The following is a 17,169-nucleotide window of genomic DNA, read 5'->3' as shown; positions in this document are numbered from 1 at the left end:
GAGCAGGTGACTGTATCAGCCACCCGCAATCTGATGTTACTGTCCCCCATGCCCGGGCGCTGCTTCTTGGTCGACGCCCGGCCTCGTACCCTCGTTGAGTTTTATTTCCCGCATGACCGGAGCAGACAGGTTGCCGCTCCTGTCCCTGGCTTGCACGATTACCTTATACTTCCCGTGCCTCAACCAAGCAGACGTTAGTTCCGTACGGCCGTGCTCCGCCTGCAGAATTTGTTCCGCATCCTCTTTGTTCCCACCTTGCCCGTGACGGACTATACGCACCTCGGTACCCGCGTAATCCGGGTCAGCCGGAGGTGTGAATACAGCCGTAATCTCATGCCCGTTCAAAGCCCGGACCGATATCGGCTCCGGAGCACCCGGAGGTGAAGAATCGGGAAATGTCATTATATCCAGCGGAGCCGACCGGACAGTATTCCCGGCCGCATCGAACGCTTCTACCTCAAACCGGTAGGAGGTAGCTCCCAGCAGGCCTGTTCCGTCCCATTCATACCGGGCCGCCTCCGAGGCAGGAACACTTGCGATCCGCTCGCCGCTTCGGTATATCCGGTAGCCGTCCACGCCTCTATTATCAGCAGCCGCAGACCAGCTCAGCTTCACCGTGCTCTCCGTGATGCGTGAAACCTCAGGTGCTCCGCCTTCCTCCCAGCGGGGAGATTCTCCGTCCTGTGTATGTACGGTGAATGTCCATACAGCAACTGGTATTGCCGCATTCCCGCTTCGGTCGGCGGCTTCGACTTTTACGGTGTGCTCGCCTGCGGCGAGGTCGTTCTCCGGCACAGCCACGATCCGTCCTGAGCTGTCTTCATAAGTATGAGGCAGCGCTGTACCATCCAACGTGACATGGATCGAGCTCGGATCGACACCGATGCCGGAATCGGATACTTGTATCCCGACGGCAGGACGGGCGGTTGAGACGAGTGAACCCGGCTCCGGTGACGGGGCAGTAAAGACAGGCCCTTCCAGATCTTCACCGATGTCCACGTATTCCGCTCTGAGCTGATCCAGAAAGAGGGTTCCGCTATTTTTATCGGCATCATCCGTTTCCACCAGACCTATATACCGGACTTTGAGCGGATAAATCACATTGACAGGCACGTCCACTGTGACGTATTTCCAGCCTGTCCAGTCGACCCCACCCTCGCCTGTGAGCTTATAGATCCGGTTCGTGCCCAGACCGTCTGCGATTCCGAGCCGCAAATCGTGTTTACCCGAATCTCCGTAGACCCAGATTCCGAAGCGGTAAGGCTGTCCCTCCACCTCACGCCCGATCTCGCCTGCCGCATTCAGCAGATTAAGGTAAGCGCCGGATTCACCCGTGGTTCCAGAGAAATTATACGTGAATTTCCCTGAATGGGTCCCGTAGCGGACCGGGTTAGGACGCGCGACCGCTGTAATTGCGACAGATCCCGGGACCACATTCGTTTCCTTGATCTGCATCGCGTCGGTTCTTTCGAATTCCTCCAGTACAAGAGGAGGCTTGCCTACCTGCACCACCGCTTCGGCTGCTGCGTCGCCGCTGAGGGCAATTACTTTGCCCTCAGCGGACCCGGTGACAGTCTGGAGCGTCCCGTCTGAGGCAACGGTACCGATGCCGCCGCTCACCGACCATTGCAGCCGGTCCGGTGACAGCAGAATACTGCGGCCCGCTTCATCCTCCGCGGACACTTCGAATTTCACCTGGCTTCCCGGTTCAATTACCGCCGGGTTAGGGCGCAGACTCAGCTTGTGTACACGGTCCACAACCTGCACCTCCACTTCCGCGGCAACCGCGCCGCTGCGCAGAATCACTTTCCCTACCGCAGCCTGTGCGGACGCAGTCAGCTTCCCTGCAGCATCCACCTGGCCGATGCCGCCCTCTACCGACCACTGGAGATCATCCGGCTCGACAAGAATCCCATTCTGATAAGCATCTTGACCTTTAACCCCGAAGGACAGAGTGCTCCCCGACAGCAGCTTAACGGGTGAAGCCGGCGTTACAACCAGCTTCTCCAGCGGAGATACCGGCGCTGTTGTCAGTACGGCAAGCCCATTGCCGACTGCACGTTCATAACCGTCCGAAGGCTTATTCAGGAGTGCAGGATGCTCGTCTCCGGGCTGGCGCGTGTAGTAGGTTGTAGAGCCTCCGCCATCCACATTAATGGCATTGACCATTCCGAGACTTTGCAGATAATAGGCCCCCTCCGCCATGGTCAGGCCGTCCGAATGACCCGGCTGCCTGCCGTCCACCGTGACCAAGTACAGCTTGCCCTCCTTGGAGCCGATCATCGTCCTCGGATGCCGTGCGCTCGTATTGGGATCTGCTGGATCTAGCAGCTTCGGAGATACCACCCCGTCTTTGAGCAGCACGTAGCCCAGGGTGGAGTTTCCCGAAATCACTTGCTCCGCATCCTGGAACCCTTTGCCGATCGCAATGTCGAGGCGGATGTTCATTCCTGCGGACAGTTTCTGACGAATCCAATCCGCTTTGGCTCCCGTTGCGGACAAGACATAGGTACCCGGCTCGATCGGTGTGTCCGACGCTTCTTGTATGGATTGGATGAGACCCTGGAGCGGCTGGCCCGCTTTGAACTTTACATGGGGATCATCGGCTTTGACCACCACTTCGACACCGCCCGCCGGCGTCCGGGTGGAACTCCCGAATCTCCAATTATAAGCGAAGGCATGATTGGTATGTGAGGCTACACGAGTCCTGTTGATCATACTCAGCACCAGAGACTCTCCCTGTTCCGTGCTGATTTTCATAGTAGTTCCGACAGCCTCATCAATTTTAATCGTCTTATCCGGCAGGATCGCCATGGCGACTTTGCTTGAAGAAGGAGAACTGACCAGTTCACCGCTTGCGACCATTAGACCGGAGGGAACACCTACCGTAGAGAAGAAATCGCCGTTCACTCCGCCTACCGGGCGTTTGCCCTGGGCTTTCAGCTCGTTTAGCATGTTCCCGACCGTCTCATGCCGCGATACTTCCCCTCGTGAAGATACCGCCTCTATCCCTACATACGGATTAGCGGGATCTACTTCCAGCATGTGTACAGACTCACGCAGTCCGCCCCCCGTAATCGTCCGGCTTGTATGCTGAACGCCCGGAGATACGGTAAATTGTCTCTCCTCAACGGTCTGCCACTGGATACTTTCCGTTTGCGCCTGCACAGTCGTCCATGTATTCAAACCATACGCAGGCATTAATAAACCGGCGGCTAGGCCGATTTTAAATAGAAGCTGGAACCGCTTGCTGATGCTGGTTTTCATTGGTCATCGTCTCCCGTCTTATTGGACTCGGCAAAGATTTCTTTTTTTTCACCTCCCATGGGCTCATCCGTGAATCAAATGATTACATACTTAATAAATCAATTTGATTTATAAATATTATAAAATACAAATTTCCTTTTTAGCAAGCGCTTACAAAAACTTAATATTTTAACTGTATCTCGCCATCCTCCTCAACGAAAAGCAGACAGGCATCCCTGCTACCTGTCTGCTTGTATATGTTTGTATAGATGAAGAAAACCTCACACGCGAAATAATCCGTATCCTTCCAGAGTCACAACAGGCTTCTCGTCTAGCAGCAGGCCCTCCGCTTTTCCGTTCAAGGCAACATCCACCAGCCAGCGGGTAAACGGTGCCACGTTCATCTTCTCCATTTCACCGAGGCTGAAGAAACCCGCTCCGTCCACCTCAATACCGTCGGGTACCGGCTCTCCTCCCATATAATCCATGGCAAAGGCAATATAGAGGTTGTGGATATCTCTTGGCTGGTCCCGGACCGCCACGATGCTTTGCACAGCCGCTTCTATTCCCGTCTCCTCCCGAACTTCCCGGCAGATCGTCTCATGAATCAGCTCATGCTGCTCGATGAAACCGCCCGGATTCGTCCACCGCCCTCTCCCCGGCTCCTGGGCTCTGCGTACCAGCAGGAGCTTGCCCTCTCGTATAACTAGCGCTCCCACCCCGGTGCTGTAGCTTCCCCAGTGAACGAAGCTGCAGGACGGACAAGCCCTGCGTACCGTTCCGTTGATATCGCGGCTGATCAGTGCCGCTCCGCACGACATACAATAATTTGCTCCCACTGCCTCACCTAGTTCCTTTGTCGATTGCCGCTTCCGCAGCTTGCTTTCATGTCAGCGACCATTATACTCTTTTGGTTGGAGCGGTCAAGTCGCTAGCGTGAGTATCCTGCATGCTTCATCCTTATGCCGGGGGAGAGGCGCTCTTTTTTTACGGACAGAAATGGTATAATAAGAAAATCACGGACAAACTTACGGGTCGTGCCGGGTTCCGCTTCCGTGTCAGCCTAACCTAACAGAGAACGGATCTTCCCCTTAGACAGGCGGACGGTCCGGATACCTATACTTTTCCTTGAAGGAGTTGAAGACGATGGATCAGAACCCACAACAAACAGAGCTTGCCACTTTTGCGGGCGGCTGCTTCTGGTGTATGGTCAAACCATTTGACGAGCAGCCCGGCATTCTGAAGGTAATCTCCGGCTATACCGGCGGTGATCTGCCCAATCCGACCTACGAACAAGTATGCTCCGACACTACCGGGCATTACGAGGCCGTGCAGATCACTTTCAATCCTGCCGTATTCCCGTATGAGCGCCTTCTACAGGTGTTCTGGCAGCAAATCGATCCGACGGATGAGGGCGGACAGTTCGCAGACCGCGGCCACTCCTACAGCACGGCGATTTTCTATCACAGCGAAGAGCAGAAGCTTGCTGCGGAGCGGTCCAAGCAGGAGCTTGCCGCCAGTGGAAGATTCCAGCGTCCCATTGTAACGGACATCTTGCCGGCGAAGCCTTTTTATCCGGCCGAAGACTATCATCAAGGCTATTACAAGAAAAATCCGATCCGCTATCAAGCGTATTCCATCGGCTCCGGGAGGGCGGCTTTTTTGAAAAAACAGTGGAAAGACCACGGCAAAGATCAGGATCTGAAGAAACGCCTGACACCTGTCCAATACGAAGTGACTCAAAACAGCGGGACAGAGCCCCCATTTCGCAATGAATTCTGGGATCACAAAGAAGAAGGGCTCTACGTAGATATCGTTTCCGGCGAGCCGCTCTTCAGTTCCCTTGATAAATTCGATTCTTCCTGCGGCTGGCCTTCCTTTACGAAACCCGTCGAAGAAAGCCAAGTGACCGAACATGTGGACATGACGCACAATATGATCCGTACGGAAGTGCGGAGCAGCGAAGCGGATTCCCACCTCGGGCATGTTTTTGAAGACGGCCCCGGACCTAGCCGCCTGAGATACTGCATCAACTCCGCCGCTCTCCGGTTCATCCCCAAAGATAAGCTGGAAGAGGAAGGATACGAATATTATTCCAGGCTGTTTACGAAATAACAGCTTAAAGCTGCAGCACCGAACAACGACAGACAGGGTTCATCCTGGTTCAGGATCCCCTGTCTTTTTGGCTTACATCAATAATTCCTTTGGATTCCTCATTACATCTGCTGCTGTCCTGCGAATATTGAACCGGAACATGCAATTCTAAAGTATTCTTAATGTTTTCGTAAAGGGTTCGGCAGGGACGGATGCTACAATAGAAGCTGCAAGCGAACAATGCGGAAGAAGGGTGTGGCTCCATGAACAAGAACATTCTCATCGTTGACGATGATCGTAAAATAGCAGGACTGATTGAAATTTATTTACATAATGAAGGCTACACGGTGTACAAAACGGAGAACGGACATGCAGCACTCGAACTCATAGCCGCCCAAACGATTCATCTCGTTATTCTCGACATTATGATGCCTGGGATGGACGGACTGGAAGTCTGCGTGAAAATCCGTGAACAGCGGATGACGCCTATTCTGATGATTAGCGCCAAAGACAGCGATGTCGATAAAATCACGGGGCTAATGACAGGGGCCGATGATTATCTGGTGAAACCCTTTAACCCGCTGGAGCTTATCGCCCGCGTCAAATCCCTGCTTAGAAGGGCTTATTATCAGGCTTCGCCGCCTGATCCCGCTGCGGACACGGCCGGTAAACATGTCATCTCCATCGCTTCTCTGCGGATCGACAAACAGACTCATACCGTAATGGCGGGATCTTCCCCGGTCAAATTAACGCCTCTGGAATTCGGCATTCTTTTCCTGCTCGCAAGTCACCCTGGAAGAGTGTTCAACTCCGAAGAAATTTTCGAACGTATCTGGAAAGAAAAGTACTTCGAATCGACGAATTCCGTTACGGTTCATATGAGCCGTCTGAGGGATAAGCTGGAGAGGGCAATGGACGGAGAAAAACTGATTCATACTGTATGGGGGGTCGGCTACAAGCTTGAAATCTAAATGGGGAATTGCGCTGCTCTGGAGTATCGCTTCATCGTTACTCACCTTCTTCTTCATCTATCAAATCTCGCGGCTTGTTTTCTACTCCGGCTATTCCAATCGGATCAATCTGCCTGAATTACTAATCTGGATCAACGATGAGGTAGGATATCCGGATGCTTATTTCATAGCCGCCGCTCTCCTGTTTCTTTTGTTTTTTATATTTTTTTATAAAAGAGAACAGCACAGACGCCACCAGACGCATCTTCAGCAGATCAATCAGCACGTCCAGAAAATCATGGACAGCGATTTCAACCACAAGATTCCCGAAACGGCGGATTCGGACGAATTGGCGCAGCTTACGGACAACATCAACCGGCTCGTTCAGAAGCTGAGAACAGCTCTCGAAGAAGAGCGCAAAGCGGAGCAAGCCAAGAATGAACTGATCACTAATGTTTCTCATGACCTGAGAACCCCTCTAACCTCCATTACGGGATATTTGGGACTTGTGGATCAGGATAAATACCGCGACGAAGTCGAACTGCGTCATTATATCGGGATGGCTTACGAGGAATCTCTGCGTCTCAATCAGCTCGTACACGATCTCTTTGAATATACGCGGCTTCGCAACAACGAAATGAAACTCCACCGGGTCCAGATTGATACCGTCGAAATGTTCAGGCAGATCACAGAGCAATTTCAGCTCCGATTACAGGACAGTAAGATGGAGATCCGGATGGAATTCGAGCAGCCCCGCTTGTACGTTCGTGCGGACGGCAATAAGCTGCGCAGGGTATTCGATAACCTGATGACCAATGCCATCAAATACGGGCATGACGGTACTTATCTGGACATTCACGGGCGTCTTGACGGGGATGAAGTCGTTCTGCAAATCATTAACTATGGGGAAGAAATTCCCGAGGCCGATTTGCCCCGTATTTTCGACCGATTTTTCCGGGTTGAAAAATCACGGGCAACCCACTACGGCGGTTCCGGTATTGGCCTTGCCATCGCCAAACAAATCATGGACCTGCACGGCGGCTCGATTGAAGCGTACAGCGATCCGGAACAGACCGTATTTACCGTGCGGCTGAAAGCGCTGGAGTCTGGAACGGGTAAATAGGCCGTCCGTCCAATAAACAAGAGGTGCATCCCTGGCAGGTGCGCCTCTTGTTTATTGCTGACGGAACAGCGTTCCACCCATACAGCCTCCGCTGCAATCTTAATCTTTTCGTTAGGTTTTCTTATCGGATTGTTTATTCTTGTCCTTCACAATGGAAGGAGATTATCCGAAAGGAATTGACCCAGATGAAATTACGAATCGCCGCATTTCTCATCGGCTCCCTTGCCGTGCTCCTTCTTGTCTCTCTTCTTGCCGAACCTTGGAACACGATTAAGCCGCACGCGGCTTTTGCATGGAATTCACTCCGTACGAAAGTAATCGGCAATGTCATCCTGCCTGGTGATCTTGAAGGAGAAGCCGCACTTCTGCTGGATGCAGATAGCGGCTCTGTCCTGTATGACAAGAACGAAAACCTGAGACTATACCCGGCCAGCACAACTAAGATCATGACTACTTTAATCGCACTGGAGAAGGGTGACCTCGACCAGCAGATCATCGTAGGGGATGAAATCCGCGAATCTGATCCGGGTGAAAGCAGCGCAGGACTCAGAGAAGGCCAGCGTCTGACGCTGAGGGACCTGATTGCCGCCATGATGCTGCCATCGGGCAATGATGCAGCCCGCACTGTAGCGTGCTACATCGCACGGAAGGATAGCGGGCAGGAGCTAACCGCTCAGCAAAGTATCCGTTACTTCGCCTCGCTGATGAATACCAAAGCGCGCAAAATCGGCGCGAAGGATTCTCATTTCATGAATCCGCACGGTCTGCATCATGATGACCATTACACCACTGCACATGATATCGCGTTAATCACTCAGATCGCGATGAAGAACGAAACATTCCGCAGCATCGTAGATGAGCCGCGTCATACTGCGATTTCCGCCGGGACCAGCATTTCCTTTGAGAACCGGAATCAGCTGCTCCTGCAGGATGGCGAATTCTATTTCCAAGGGGTTAACGGAGTAAAAACCGGGTTTACGGACGAAGCCGGCTATTGTCTCGTATCCTCCGCCGGCCGCGATGGACGGAATCTGATCGCCGTTGTCCTCAAATCAACGCGCTCGGGTATCTGGACCGATTCCCAGAAGCTTCTCCGCTATGGTTTTAAAGCCTAGCCGCTCCCTATGCTTCTAAGAGCGGTTCGGCAAGCCCGGCTGCTCTTGCAAGCGCCTGCCTACATTTTCTCAGGCGCGGGGAGTCCCAGCAGGTGTAACGTTTCTTCAAGCGAGTCTTTAAAGAATGACGTCAGCCACAGACGAAAGCTCTGCCGCTGCTCCGCCCCCTTCAGAATGGGACAAGCGCTGTAGAAATTGGAGAACAGCAGGGCAAGCTCATACGCATAGCCGCATAGAATATTCGGCGCCAGCTGCCGGGCTGCGGCTCCTCTGATTTCGGGTCCATAAGCCAGATGACGGAGCAGGCTCAGCTCTTGCGGCTGGAGCGCTTCTCCATCAACGATTACTGAATCATGAAGGAGGGAACCATCCCCCTTCTCTTCCTTGGCCTTCTGCAGTACACTGCACGCCCTTGCATGTGCATACAACAGGTAGACCCCGGAGTTGCCTGAAACCTCCGTAGCCTGCTGCAAATCGAAGACAACTTCGGTCTGCAGATGGTATTTAAGCAGGTAGTACCGGATGGAAGCCGCTGCAATGTCCCGGCTGGGCAGTCCCGCTGTCCTGGACCTCTTCTCGTCAATCACGTGCTCCATGCGGTCCAGCAGCTCTGCCACCTTGATCCCGACACCTTGACGGCCTGACATGGGATACGAACTCCTGCCCTCAGATATATCCACACCGAGGCCGGCAGCGGTCTCATGACTCAGAGAGACGACCCCGTAGCTTACATGCTTCAGCCGGGCCGTCTGCTCTTCATAGCCAAGCACCTCCAGCGCCTGCTTCACCATGGCCTGCGGATACTCCTGTCTGTGATCGATTACATTAACCACCGTGTCCGCCTGCCCTATGGGTCTGCCCTCACCTTGGGGTTGGGTCGTCCATACGCCTGGCGTAAATTCTTTATAACGGAAGTCATTGGCAAGCAGTCCGAACTTCCACAAATGGTAGGCGATATCCTTAGCCGTATAAGTCAGAATACCGTTTGAGCGGACTAGGATCTTATCGTTCTGATATTCTTCGTCTGCTTCGCTTGCAGCAACCTCCTGCTCTTCCTCGCGATGCTTCAGCACCCAGCACCCTGCAAGTTTACCCTCTCTGACCTTATAGAAGACTTCTGTCTGTTTCAGCAGCGCAAAAGTCTCTTCCCAGAATCCTTCTCTCACTATACCGCTTTCCCATACCAGCACTTGCTACCGTATCCGCAAGCTGATTGCCCAAATCATCAATATAATTGTGAACCTCCACCTGATGTCCTTCGCTTTGTAACATTCTGGCCAGCGTGTCCCCGATACAGGAATTTCTTAGATGTCCGATGTGTGCGGATTTGTTCGGATTTATCGAGGTGTGTTCGATCACGATTTTGGAAGATTCCCTGGCAGCAGTCCCACTTCTATCCCTCTGTCTCCCTGCATATTCATTCGCCCACACCTGCCAGTCGATATAAAAGTTCAAAAAGCCCGGCGCTGCGATCCTTGTTTCAGCAAACAATCCACCGGCAATCTTTAGCGTTTTCAATCTTTCTTGCAGAAGGGCAGCGATTTGCAGAGATGATCTTCTCAACTGCTTCGCGAGCAGCATGGCAATGTTCGTACTGTAGTCCCCGTGCTCCGGGTGGGCAGGGTGCTCAATTTTCACCTGAAGATTCTGCGGCCATTCCGCTCCCGATTCAACTAGCATACCGTTTACTATTTCTTCAATGGATTGCTGGAGCTGGGTATGGATCATCTTTCTTCCCCCTCTAAATTCTTTAGGAACTGCTTTCTCGATGTGAAACTATACAAACAAAAAGAGCCCTCGTCTCTAATAAGAGACGAGAGCTCATAGCTTCCCGCGGTACCACTCTATGTGCCGGCTTCAGTTAAACGGAAGCGGCCGCTCATACGGATAACGGCATATTAGCCGGATCTTCTTACTGGACGTTCAGAAGACCATTTCCCGGATCCGTTTCTATTCACGCATCTGTACCGGTTCCCACTCTTCCGGCTCGCTGTGACTCTCCGCGCTGAATATACTTTCCCGTTCAACAATCTTAAATTATAGCAATCAACTGAATATTAAAATACTTATACAGGAAGACAAGAACGATGTCAAGTAAAAAAGCCTTCCCGGAATCGGGAAGGCTTAGTTCATCTTAAATGATTAGGTTGCTACTGCGTTGTAAGTCATGATCCAGATCGAACCGGCAACAATCGTTCCAGCGATCAGAATCCCCATAAGCAGCGTCATCAGGTTGTAGCGCGGTTTGTTCTCTTCATTCAAGTGCATGAAGAACAGCAGCTGTACCAGGAACTGTAGAATGGCTGTGCCAAGCAGAACTACCAGTGCCGCTTTACCCTGCAGCATGTCGTTCATAATGACAACCAGAGGAATGATTGTCAAGATGATCGACAGAACAAAACCGATGACGTAAGACTTCAGGGAACCGTGACCGTGCGACTCCTCCGAATGCCCGTGATTCCCGCCTGCTCCATTTGAATGGGACGTATGTTGTGCCATCTTACATCACCCCCATTAAATAAACGAACGTAAAGACGAAGATCCAAACAACATCCAGGAAGTGCCAGTACAAGCTGATAACATCCACTTTACGCTTCGTAATGTTGTTGATGCCATGACGCTTAAGCTGAATCATCAGCCCGATCATCCACACGAGACCGATCGATACGTGAAGCCCGTGCGTACCGACCAGTGTGAAGAACCCGGACCAGAAGGCACTCGTAGAGATCGTAGCTCCTTCATGCACCAGATGAACAAATTCGTTCACTTCCAGCGCAATAAAGGAGGCACCGAGCAATACGGTTACTGCCAACCAGCCGATAAGACCTTTAAGGTTGCCTTTGTTCATCGACAAGACAGCCAGACCGCTTGTAAAACTCGATGTCAGCAAGATAAAGGTGGAGGCGATAATACCGGGCATTTCGATCAATTCCGCACCGGTTGGGCCGCCATTGGTGTTATTTCTCAGTACAATATAAGTAGCAAACAGTGTCGCAAACAGAATAACGTCGGTAATCAGGAAGATCCAGAAACCAAACCTCCGCAGCGACTCCTGGTCGACATGGCCGTCATGATGATCATCGTGACCTTGAGCTTGCGAGTGCGCGTGATTTTTAACATGTGCCAATTAGACCGACCCCCTTGCTGCGGCTTCCGTGCGTTTAACCTCGTCCACCGGAATATAATAATCTGTGTCGTAATTAAAGGAATGATAGATCATGCAGGCCGCTACACCGATAAGACCCGGGATAGCGAAGAACATCCAATTGAAGACAAAACCAAAGCCGGCAATGAACCAGCAAACCGATTTAATGAATGGAATAGCCGAATTCTTCGGCATATGAATCGGTTCAAGCGGCGGTTTCGGCGCAGGCTTCTGCCCTTGAGCGATTCGCTGCTTCTCTTCCCAGTACGGATCCTGTTCAGGAGCGTAAGGGATCGTTGCAAAGTTATACAGTGGCGCCGGAGAAGGAATCGACCATTCGAGAGTACGTCCGTCCCAAGGATCGCCAGTTGTGTCTTTGTCCATAAATTTGATGCTGTGTGCAATCTGCCATACTTGGAAAAGGAATCCTACACCCATCAAGAATCCGCCGATGGTAGAAGTCAGGTTGAGTGCATACCATCCGGTATCCCAGCCATAGGTACTGATACGACGAGTCATCCCGTCAAGACCCAGCAGATACTGCGGCATAAAGCAGACATAGAAACCGATATTCCAGAACCAGAATGCCCATTTGCCGAGCTTCTCATTCAGCTTGAAGCCGAACATCTTAGGCCACCAGTAGTACAGACCTGCGAAGTAACCGAAGGCTACGCCGCCGATAAGAACTTGGTGGAAGTGGGCGATCAGGAAATAACTGTTGTGGAACTGGAAGTCTGCCGGTGCTACCGACAACAAGACCCCGGTCATACCACCGACAATAAAGCACGGTATGAAACCGATCGTCCACAGCATCGGAGTGTCGAACCTGATCTTCCCTCGGAACATGGTGAAGAGCCAGTTAAACACTTTCACACCGGTCGGTATGGCAATGATCATGGTCGTTACGGCAAAGAAGGCATTGACATTCGCCCCCGATCCCATCGTGAAGAAGTGATGCGCCCATGTAAAGAACGACAGGACACTAATAATCATCATAGCGAAGACCATGGATTTGTAACCGAAAATCTTTTTCTTCGAGAAGGTTGAAACAATCTCAGAGAAAATACCGAAAGCCGGCAAAATAACAATGTACACTTCAGGGTGACCCCACATCCAGATCAAGTTGATGTACATCATCGGGTTGCCCCCGCCGTCGAGGGTAAAGAAATGCGCTCCTGCAAAACGGTCTAAGAAGAGCAGGAATAGTGTAACCGTCAGAATCGGGAATGCGAAAATGATCGTAATACAACTGGAAAGAACAGACCAGCTGAACATAGGCATTTTCATCAGTTTCATACCCGGGGCACGCATTTTCAGGATCGTAACGATGAAGTTAATCCCTGTCATCAAGGAACCGATACCTGAAATCTGAATCCCCCATATATAGAAGTTCTGCCCGACCCCCGGACTATGCGAGAGCTCCGATAGAGGAGGATACGCAAGCCAGCCTGCATCCGGTGAACCTCCGATAACGAAGGACATATTGAACAGCATGGCACCGAAGAAGAAGAGCCAGAAGCTCAGTGCATTCAGGAACGGGAACGCGACGTCACGCGCACCGATCTGAAGCGGTACTGCAATGTTGAACAAACCAAACATCAGAGGCATCGCCATGAACAAAATCATAATGACGCCGTGAGTTGTAAAAATCTGATTATAGTGTTCCGGTTCCAGGAACTCCATACCCGGCATGGCCAGCTGCGTACGCATCAGGAGCGCATCCACGCCCCCGCGGAACAGCATCAGAATGGAAGCAATGATATACATAATGCCGACTTTTTTATGATCGACGGTTGTCAGCCATTCACGCCACAGCCACTGCCACTTTTTAAAATAGGTCAGTACGAAGATAATGGCAATAGTAGCCAAAGCGATACTGACGTCAGCGCCATAAATAAGCGGATCGCCAGTAACGAAAAATTCAGAAGCGAATTGTTTTATACTCTCCAACATAGATGACCCTCCCTTCCTCTCTATTAATGGCCGCTATGGCCGGAATGCTCATCTTTTTTGGCAGCTCCATCAGAGCTGGTGTTTCCATCGGTAGAGGATTTGTCAGCAGTGCCTTCAGCAGGCTTGCTGTTCTCCCCCGTCGCTCCATGATTATTGTGAGCGCCGTATTTCGTAACAATTTGCTCAAACAGCCCGTTAGGGAACGAAGAATACGACTTCACTTCCGATACACCCTGCACGGCCAGAGCTTTATAGCCATCCATAGTTAAAGCAGGCGATTCCGCTTTCGTTTTCTTCACCCACTCGTCAAACTCTTGCTGGGAAGTCGCTTTAGCTACGAATCTCATGCTGCCAAAGTCTCTGCCCGTGAAGTTAGCCCCGGATCCCATATATTCACCCGGCTCATCGGCCATCAGATGCAGCTTCATTGCCATACCTGACATGGTATATACCTGCCCGCCAAGCTGAGGAATCCAGAATGAGTTCATCGGAGAGTCAGCGGTCAGTTCAAAGCGAACCGGCACGTCTTCCGGAAATTGAACGTAGTTCACGGTAGCAATGCCTTGCTCCGGATACTTAAAGAGCCATTTCCAGTCGAGCGAGGTCACTTGAATCGTGATCGGTTTGGCCTCTGCTTCAATCGGCTTAGAAGGCTCAAGCGCGTACGTATACTTTACCGTTACGACGGCTAGCGCCAAAATAATAATAATCGGAATACCCCACCAGATGGTTTCGAGCTTGGTGCTATGCTCCCAATTAGGTTCGTATTTCGCTTTACGTCCCGGCTTATCACGGTAACGCCATACGATTACGAAAGTAATAATCAGAACAGGCGCAATAATGACCAGGCAAAGAATGGTGGAAATAATGATCAGATCTAACTGCTGCTGACCGATCGGCCCTTTAGGATCGAGCACGATAAGGTCACATCCGGCAGAAAGAACCGCCATCAAGACCAGCATAGCTGATGCTGTGAAACGCCGGAATAACTTTGCCTTCTTCAATTCTCCTCATCTCCTGACTGACGACCCCGCCAATTAAAGCCTGCGAAAATCGTTCGTTCATACATTTATGTGATAAACATAACAGAAACGTAATCGAACATCTGCCCTGTTAACAAATGTGTCAACGATCCGTTGAATTTCCGTAATACAATGTTCAACGTTTAGACGCTTTTCTGTAACCATTAGGCATTTTCGCGGATAAAATCTGCATTCTGCATGTTTTTGGAATGTTTCTGGAATGTTTTTAGAAATAATCGGGTGCGCGAAACCTGTCTAATCTTGTCAATTCGCAGGGCATAAACATCTTTACCCTAACAAAGGGATTCTTAAAATCTAAAACGCAAAAAACCTCCCTCCACCTATAATAGGTAAAGAGAGGTTTTCTTGTTGTACAGTTTGATTACCTTATAACCAGATTTCTAGGCGTTGCTTTCTTCATTCTCCTGCTGCTCATACTTACGCTTATGAACCAGATGAATTGCTGTGCCGATCGTATAGATAAAGACGCTGCCTACTAAGAATCCAATGCCGACCATAAGAGTTAAGTTCTTGTCACTAAAATGTGTGACGTTCCACAGGCTCAACACTACACCGATCACGAGCGCGCTCCACGCCATGATGTTCATAAAATTAAATAAGCGGCGAACTTCTTTTTCTTTGTTAGCGATCTGTTTTACAGTTACGGAATTCGTTGTCAATGGAATCACTTCCCTTTCAGGCTTGTAAGGGTCTATTTGTGTCTATTATAGCACAAAACAAACGTTTTGTTCAAAAAATATTCAAATTTTGATCAACAATTGGACACTTATTATTACCCGACCTGGGAGGGCGTTAAACATTGGGAGAAACCCCCAGTAGAAACGCAGAAAGCACCGATTAAATTAAATCATCCCATCAGAAAATTGTTTCCTGCCAGCCCCTTATCTATGCCTAACTTCATCTCTGACCCTGATGCTGTCTTTGACTCGTTCGATTCGGGTCCCTATCTAATCTTCCAGCCCTTATTCCTCATCGTATCAAACAGAAATATTCTATTGTTGGGATCAATCTAGCGGGATTAGGATAGGTATACAAATAAAGAGAAGAACAGAAATTCTGTCCTTCCCTCATTTAACACCACGAGTCATACCACGAGCTTGCCGCGCTTCCTGTAGAATCTACAGAGTCAAGCCTCCGTCAACCACCATTACCGAACCCGTCATATAACTGGATTTATCGGAGGCTAAGAATACCACGGCTTCTGCAATTTCTTGAGGCTGTGAGAATCGGCCGATGCGCATAGTCGAGACCTCTTCGGGTACATAGCCCCCTTCTTTAAAGCTCTCCGTAACTCCGGCTGTCAGTGCAGTTTCAACACCGCCCGGACAAATTGCATTAACGCGAATACCCTGTCTGACATACTCAAGTGCGGCTGCTTTGGTCAGACCAATTACAGCATGCTTGCTTGCTGAATAGGCACTTGCACTGTGCTCACTTCTGATACCGGCAGTCGAAGCCGTATTTATAATCGAACCGCTGCCCTGTTTCTCCATCACTTGAAGAACATATTTCAGGCCCAGAAAAACACCTTTTACGTTAACGTTCATCGTACGGTCAAATTCTTCTTCCGGTACATCCGCAAGCTTGGCAAACTTCTGGATAACGCCTGCATTGTTAAAAAAGATATCAATTCTGCCATATGTTTCGACAGTCTTATTAACATAGTTTTGAACATCTTTACTGTCTGTTACGTTAGCTTGTACAAAAATTGCTTCTCCGCCTTGTTCTTTAATCAGATTTACTGTTTCTTCGCCTGTTGTCTGATTAAAATCAACAATCACTACTTTGACGCCATCTTCTGCTAATTTCAAGGAACTAGCTCTACCGATCCCGCTGCCCCCGCCTGTAACAATTGCGACTTTGCTGGTGTTCTCCATTAGTTGTGTCTCCTCGCGTAAGTAAATTGAGCGACCAGGAAAGAATCACTACTTCATTTAGTTTAGCACTAAATGAAATTTATTTCATCAACCAAAAAAAACTGTTCATTCTCAGATCCCACCGATATTTCGTGCCAATGATCTCAATTTAGGTTCGAATATTGTCTGTTTACTAGTTTTCCCGATAGGATGAAATAAAATCAAAATTCTGATATCAATTTCTGGATAAAAAAAGAACATTCCGTTGATATAACGGAATGTTCTTTGATTTGCTTGGCAACGTCCTACTCTCCCAGGACCCTGCGGTCCAAGTACCATCGGCGCTGGAAGGCTTAACGGTCGTGTTCGGGATGGGTACGCGTGGTTCCCTTCCGCCATCGTCACCAAACAGGATGTTCCGAAGTGTTAGAGACTTCGAAAATCGCAGCATCTCCTTGCGGACATACTACTCATCACAGGGTTGTACCCTGAAAACTAGCAGCGAAAGATGTACTAAGATCCATCCAAAGATCTTGTGGTGCACGGCCATAGGCCATGCTTCCGATGTTGGCCTCTACTCGCGTAAAGACCTGTAGGTCAAGCCCTCGACCGATTAGTATTGGTCAGCTCCACACATTGCTGTG

At 50.3% G+C, this 17,169-nt stretch carries 14 protein-coding genes, 1 rRNA gene and 1 other annotated feature; of the genes, 4 read left to right on the top strand and 11 right to left on the bottom strand.

Annotated features, from left to right (window positions below; all coding sequences use genetic code 11):
* Positions 1–36 precede the first annotated feature (36 nt).
* Positions 37–3,267 carry a phosphodiester glycosidase family protein gene (locus tag AR333_RS09925; protein WP_068775216.1) on the bottom strand — a complete coding sequence of 1,077 codons (3,231 nt, stop codon included), beginning with the start codon at positions 3,265–3,267 and terminating at the stop codon, positions 37–39.
* 260 nt (positions 3,268–3,527) lie between these two features.
* Complete coding sequence (locus tag AR333_RS09920; RefSeq protein WP_068775215.1) at positions 3,528–4,067, bottom strand: NUDIX domain-containing protein; 540 nt, start codon at positions 4,065–4,067, stop codon at positions 3,528–3,530.
* Between the two features lie 325 nt (positions 4,068–4,392).
* On the opposite strand from AR333_RS09920, the gene msrA reads away from it, so the two are divergent.
* From msrA to AR333_RS09900, 4 genes are all read left to right on the top strand, one after another.
* Positions 4,393–5,361, top strand: a complete 969-nt coding sequence (msrA, locus tag AR333_RS09915) for a peptide-methionine (S)-S-oxide reductase MsrA (RefSeq protein WP_068775214.1) — start codon at positions 4,393–4,395, stop codon at positions 5,359–5,361.
* Between the two features lie 242 nt (positions 5,362–5,603).
* Positions 5,604–6,311 (top strand): response regulator transcription factor, encoded by a 708-nt coding sequence (locus AR333_RS09910; protein ID WP_068775213.1) that lies wholly within the window; start codon positions 5,604–5,606, stop codon positions 6,309–6,311.
* On the top strand, positions 6,301–7,413 hold the full coding sequence (locus AR333_RS09905) for a cell wall metabolism sensor histidine kinase WalK (RefSeq protein ID WP_068775212.1): 1,113 nt from the start codon (positions 6,301–6,303) through the stop codon (positions 7,411–7,413). The genes AR333_RS09910 and AR333_RS09905 overlap by 11 nt, the downstream gene beginning before the upstream one ends.
* A gap of 185 nt (positions 7,414–7,598) precedes the next feature.
* On the top strand, positions 7,599–8,528 hold the full coding sequence (locus AR333_RS09900) for a D-alanyl-D-alanine carboxypeptidase family protein (RefSeq protein ID WP_068775211.1): 930 nt from the start codon (positions 7,599–7,601) through the stop codon (positions 8,526–8,528).
* 59 nt (positions 8,529–8,587) lie between these two features.
* On the opposite strand, the gene AR333_RS09895 is transcribed toward AR333_RS09900, so the two are convergent.
* From AR333_RS09895 to rrf, 9 genes are all read right to left on the bottom strand, one after another.
* Positions 8,588–9,694, bottom strand: coding sequence for a DALR anticodon-binding domain-containing protein (locus tag AR333_RS09895; RefSeq protein ID WP_367584235.1), 1,107 nt, complete (start codon positions 9,692–9,694; stop codon positions 8,588–8,590).
* Complete coding sequence (argS, locus tag AR333_RS25745; RefSeq protein ID WP_367584233.1) at positions 9,633–10,256, bottom strand: arginine--tRNA ligase; 624 nt, start codon at positions 10,254–10,256, stop codon at positions 9,633–9,635. The genes AR333_RS09895 and argS overlap by 62 nt, the downstream gene beginning before the upstream one ends.
* Positions 10,257–10,334: 78 nt before the next feature.
* Positions 10,335–10,564, bottom strand: a binding site (T-box leader).
* A gap of 106 nt (positions 10,565–10,670) precedes the next feature.
* Positions 10,671–11,027 carry a cytochrome o ubiquinol oxidase subunit IV gene (gene cyoD / locus AR333_RS09890; RefSeq protein ID WP_068775210.1) on the bottom strand — a complete coding sequence of 119 codons (357 nt, stop codon included), beginning with the start codon at positions 11,025–11,027 and terminating at the stop codon, positions 10,671–10,673.
* A 1-nt stretch (position 11,028) separates the two neighbouring features.
* Positions 11,029–11,655: a cytochrome o ubiquinol oxidase subunit III gene (gene cyoC / locus AR333_RS09885; RefSeq protein WP_068775209.1), complete on the bottom strand. Its 627-nt coding sequence runs from the start codon at positions 11,653–11,655 to the stop codon at positions 11,029–11,031.
* Complete coding sequence (locus AR333_RS09880) at positions 11,656–13,626, bottom strand: cbb3-type cytochrome c oxidase subunit I (RefSeq protein ID WP_068775208.1); 1,971 nt, start codon at positions 13,624–13,626, stop codon at positions 11,656–11,658. It lies immediately after the preceding gene.
* Positions 13,627–13,649: 23 nt separating this feature from the next.
* On the bottom strand, positions 13,650–14,588 hold the full coding sequence (gene cyoA / locus AR333_RS09875) for a ubiquinol oxidase subunit II (protein ID WP_172798861.1): 939 nt from the start codon (positions 14,586–14,588) through the stop codon (positions 13,650–13,652).
* Between the two features lie 461 nt (positions 14,589–15,049).
* The gene (locus AR333_RS09870; protein ID WP_068775206.1) at positions 15,050–15,328 is read right to left on the bottom strand and encodes a hypothetical protein; all 279 of its coding nucleotides are present in this window, start codon (positions 15,326–15,328) and stop codon (positions 15,050–15,052) included.
* Between the two features lie 459 nt (positions 15,329–15,787).
* The gene (locus AR333_RS09865) at positions 15,788–16,546 is read right to left on the bottom strand and encodes an SDR family NAD(P)-dependent oxidoreductase (RefSeq protein ID WP_068775205.1); all 759 of its coding nucleotides are present in this window, start codon (positions 16,544–16,546) and stop codon (positions 15,788–15,790) included.
* Between the two features lie 271 nt (positions 16,547–16,817).
* Positions 16,818–16,934: ribosomal RNA gene (rrf, locus tag AR333_RS09860) — 5S ribosomal RNA — on the bottom strand.
* Between the last annotated feature and the right edge of the window lie 235 nt (positions 16,935–17,169).

It is taken from the genome of Paenibacillus sp. FJAT-26967 (genome assembly GCF_001541095.1).
Lineage (GTDB): Bacteria > Bacillota > Bacilli > Paenibacillales > NBRC-103111 > Paenibacillus_F.
The sequence above is the reverse complement of the archived record's forward strand: the minus strand, read 5'-3'. Positions and strand labels throughout refer to the sequence as shown.

Bases quoted from the DNA above. Each gene is read 5' to 3' on its own strand.
- cyoD (WP_068775210.1), bottom strand. From the start codon at position 11,027: ATGGCACAACATACGTCCCATTCAAATGGAGCAGGCGGGAATCACGGG.
- AR333_RS09910 (WP_068775213.1), top strand. From the start codon at position 5,604: ATGAACAAGAACATTCTCATCGTTGACGATGATCGTAAAATAGCAGGA.
- cyoA (WP_172798861.1), bottom strand. From the start codon at position 14,588: ATGCTGGTCTTGATGGCGGTTCTTTCTGCCGGATGTGACCTTATCGTG.
- msrA (WP_068775214.1), top strand. From the start codon at position 4,393: ATGGATCAGAACCCACAACAAACAGAGCTTGCCACTTTTGCGGGCGGC.
- AR333_RS09900 (WP_068775211.1), top strand. From the start codon at position 7,599: ATGAAATTACGAATCGCCGCATTTCTCATCGGCTCCCTTGCCGTGCTC.
- AR333_RS09865 (WP_068775205.1), bottom strand. From the start codon at position 16,546: ATGGAGAACACCAGCAAAGTCGCAATTGTTACAGGCGGGGGCAGCGGG.
- argS (WP_367584233.1), bottom strand. From the start codon at position 10,256: ATGATCCATACCCAGCTCCAGCAATCCATTGAAGAAATAGTAAACGGT.
- AR333_RS09880 (WP_068775208.1), bottom strand. From the start codon at position 13,626: ATGTTGGAGAGTATAAAACAATTCGCTTCTGAATTTTTCGTTACTGGC.
- AR333_RS09925 (WP_068775216.1), bottom strand. From the start codon at position 3,267: ATGAAAACCAGCATCAGCAAGCGGTTCCAGCTTCTATTTAAAATCGGC.
- AR333_RS09920 (WP_068775215.1), bottom strand. From the start codon at position 4,067: ATGTCGTGCGGAGCGGCACTGATCAGCCGCGATATCAACGGAACGGTA.